At 51.8% G+C, this 3,771-nt stretch carries 3 protein-coding genes; all 3 read left to right on the top strand.

The window, feature by feature from the left end; translation table 11 throughout:
• Nucleotides 1-91 precede the first annotated feature (91 nt).
• Nucleotides 92-1,299, top strand: a protein-coding gene (locus OGW13_RS06800) for an IS3 family transposase (protein WP_109455549.1) whose coding sequence is annotated in 2 segments (ribosomal slippage) — nt 92-413 and nt 413-1,299 — 1,209 coding nt in all. Because the reading frame shifts where the segments join, the coding sequence is not laid out codon by codon here.
• Between the two features lie 61 nt (nt 1,300-1,360).
• Entirely contained in the window at nt 1,361-2,443 is a 1,083-nt protein-coding gene (locus tag OGW13_RS06795; protein ID WP_287115830.1) for a nuclease domain-containing protein, read from the top strand.
• Between the two features lie 83 nt (nt 2,444-2,526).
• Nucleotides 2,527-3,734, top strand: a protein-coding gene (locus OGW13_RS06790) for an IS3 family transposase (protein ID WP_109455549.1) whose coding sequence is annotated in 2 segments (ribosomal slippage) — nt 2,527-2,848 and nt 2,848-3,734 — 1,209 coding nt in all. Because the reading frame shifts where the segments join, the coding sequence is not laid out codon by codon here.
• The last annotated feature ends 37 nt before the right edge of the window (nt 3,735-3,771 follow it).

Here is a 3,771-nt window from a genome sequence, read left to right as displayed (position 1 = left end):
TGATGTAGCCCCCTGAAACACCAGACAGTAGCTGTATCTCCAGATAAGAGATAGGCTTGAATATATGTCTAACACTAACGCCAATTTTGAGATGACCGGGATCCTGTTAGGGCAAGAAGTCCGTAAACGTAAAACTCCTCAGGAGAAGATCGCCATTATCCAGCAGACGATGGAGCCGGGCATGAATGTCTCCCATGTCGCCCGCCTGCATGGCATCCAGCCCAGCCTGCTGTTTAAGTGGAAGAAGCAATATCAGGAAGGCAGCCTCACCGCCGTTGCGGCCGGAGAAGAAGTTGTTCCAGCTTCTGAGCTTACTGCTGCTCTGAAGCAGGTCCGGGAGCTTCAGCGCCTGCTGGGCAAGAAGACGATGGAAGTTGAGATCCTGAAAGAAGCCGTGGAGTACGCTCAGTCGCGAAAATGGATAGCGCACGCGCCCTTGTTGCCAAAGGACGGGGAATAGCCCTGGTCAGCCGCACCATGGGCGTGTCGCGTGCGCAGCTGTCACTGCGAATTAACCGTTCTGCCGACTGGCAGGACAGGCGCTGTAACCGGCGTGATGACGAAGCAGACGCTGAAATACTGTCAGAGATCCTCGATATCATCAGCGATATGCCCAGTTACGGCTATCGCCGTGTGTGGGGCATCCTGCGTACGCAACGCCGTACAGAGGGACTGCCCCCCGTGAACGCCAAACGGCTTTACCGGCTTATGAGTGAGCATAATCTGCTGTTACTGCATGACAAACCAGAGCGGTCGAAGCGTGAACATAAGGGCAAAATCGCGGTGGCAGAAAGCGATATGCGCTGGTGTTCAGATGGCTTCGAGTTCGGCTGCGACAACGGTGAGAAGCTGCGGGTCACGTTCGCGCTGGACTGCTGCGACAGAGAAGCCATAGACTGGGCAGCGAGCACAGGAGGCTACGACAGTTCGACGGTGCAGGATGTGATGCTGAGGTCGGTGGAAAAGCGCTTCGGCGACGGGCTGCCGACCACACCGGTTCAATGGCTGACGGATAACGGTTCAGCATATACCGCGCATGAAACGCGGAGGTTCGCCAGAGAGCTGAATCTGGAGCCGTGTACAACAGCGGTGAGCAGCCCGCAGAGCAATGGCATGGCCGAACGATTCGTGAAGACGATGAAGGAAGACTATATCGCGTTCATGCCAAAACCAGATGTGAGAACAGCCCTGCGAAACCTTGCAGCAGCGTTCACACATTACAATGAAAACCACCCGCACAGCGCGCTGGGATATCACTCCCCGAGGGAATATCGGCGGCAGCGGACATCGTTAACTTAAGATACAAAAGCTGTCCGGAGATGGCGGGTCAAGATCAGATACAGAAGTAATCAATGCCGAGTTGGCGAGTCAGTTAGGTGAAATTAATGCCAATAAATATTTTTCGACAAATCATGCCGCTAAAGGTTACCTCAGATTAGAAAAAACCACAGGATCTGAGAATGAGTGGTGGGCGAAAATTAAGCCGTCCCAGCATGATGATTGGCAACAGTTTGAACTTGATGGATATACCATTTTTAGTTCTGGTGAGTATTACGCGAGCTTGTTTCAGCCATACAGCGACTATGACATGGTGGCGATTATGCCTCCTCCCTCTAGGAGAGGAACAGCTTCGATCTTGTACCCAGAGTACATATCCAAACTAACGATTCTGGCGGATTCACGATCCCTCTTAAGAGATAAAGAGAAGTTTTCCAAGTTGCGCGAGCAAGGCATTGCTCTAAATGAAAATGGTTGGAAAACGAAGCTGACACCGGAAGAGCTCTCTGAACAGGAGAAAGAACGAGAGACAATTCGAAAGCGCCTTAGTTACTTTGCTAGTGAGCATGAAAAAGTAGGAATAGTGCATCAGGTACTGGCGCCCAAAATAAAGCCTTTCCAGCAAGTAGAAAAAGAATGGCGTCAATGCAAAGTCAAAAGTAAAAGCACCTTTCCTAACTCTATGACTTTTGTGCAAAACCCTGCCTATCAAGCGGTTCACTCGGGTTTTAAAAAGTTAAAAGAGCAGATTGGCTTGGCCGATGAAGACATTTTACTTTCGCTGGAGAAAATCGAGGCGATTGGACTAGTCAACATGCCACTAATTTATGAACGTTGGTGTTTGCTGCAAATCATCAAAGTGCTGACTCAGGCATTCCGATATCTGCCAGAGGACAACTGGAAACGAAAATTGATTGCGAATATTCAAGGCAATGAAGAACAAATCAGCATTCAGTTTTTCAACCCTAATGTTTCAAGAAAAGTCACCTTGCAATACGAGCCGTTCTTAGCCAATGGTAAGCGCCCTGATTTTGTTTTGGATGTAGAAGCGATTACCAAAAGTGGTAACCAGATTTCAAAGCGGTTAGTCGTCGATGCAAAGTACTATTCTGCTGCCTATCTCAAGCTTAGAGGCGGGATCGGTGGGGTTATCCATGTGATGTAGCCCCCTGAAACACCAGACAGTAGCTGTATCTCCAGATAAGAGATAGGCTTGAATATATGTCTAACACTAACGCCAATTTTGAGATGACCGGGATCCTGTTAGGGCAAGAAGTCCGTAAACGTAAAACTCCTCAGGAGAAGATCGCCATTATCCAGCAGACGATGGAGCCGGGCATGAATGTCTCCCATGTCGCCCGCCTGCATGGCATCCAGCCCAGCCTGCTGTTTAAGTGGAAGAAGCAATATCAGGAAGGCAGCCTCACCGCCGTTGCGGCCGGAGAAGAAGTTGTTCCAGCTTCTGAGCTTACTGCTGCTCTGAAGCAGGTCCGGGAGCTTCAGCGCCTGCTGGGCAAGAAGACGATGGAAGTTGAGATCCTGAAAGAAGCCGTGGAGTACGCTCAGTCGCGAAAATGGATAGCGCACGCGCCCTTGTTGCCAAAGGACGGGGAATAGCCCTGGTCAGCCGCACCATGGGCGTGTCGCGTGCGCAGCTGTCACTGCGAATTAACCGTTCTGCCGACTGGCAGGACAGGCGCTGTAACCGGCGTGATGACGAAGCAGACGCTGAAATACTGTCAGAGATCCTCGATATCATCAGCGATATGCCCAGTTACGGCTATCGCCGTGTGTGGGGCATCCTGCGTACGCAACGCCGTACAGAGGGACTGCCCCCCGTGAACGCCAAACGGCTTTACCGGCTTATGAGTGAGCATAATCTGCTGTTACTGCATGACAAACCAGAGCGGTCGAAGCGTGAACATAAGGGCAAAATCGCGGTGGCAGAAAGCGATATGCGCTGGTGTTCAGATGGCTTCGAGTTCGGCTGCGACAACGGTGAGAAGCTGCGGGTCACGTTCGCGCTGGACTGCTGCGACAGAGAAGCCATAGACTGGGCAGCGAGCACAGGAGGCTACGACAGTTCGACGGTGCAGGATGTGATGCTGAGGTCGGTGGAAAAGCGCTTCGGCGACGGGCTGCCGACCACACCGGTTCAATGGCTGACGGATAACGGTTCAGCATATACCGCGCATGAAACGCGGAGGTTCGCCAGAGAGCTGAATCTGGAGCCGTGTACAACAGCGGTGAGCAGCCCGCAGAGCAATGGCATGGCCGAACGATTCGTGAAGACGATGAAGGAAGACTATATCGCGTTCATGCCAAAACCAGATGTGAGAACAGCCCTGCGAAACCTTGCAGCAGCGTTCACACATTACAATGAAAACCACCCGCACAGCGCGCTGGGATATCACTCCCCGAGGGAATATCGGCGGCAGCGGACATCGTTAACTTAAGATACAAAAGCTGTCCGGAGATGGCGGGTCAAGATCA

The organism is Citrobacter sp. Ca225, assembly GCF_030337175.1.
Classification (GTDB): domain Bacteria; phylum Pseudomonadota; class Gammaproteobacteria; order Enterobacterales; family Enterobacteriaceae; genus Citrobacter_A; species Citrobacter_A amalonaticus.
This window is presented reverse-complemented; position numbering and strand designations above follow the sequence as displayed.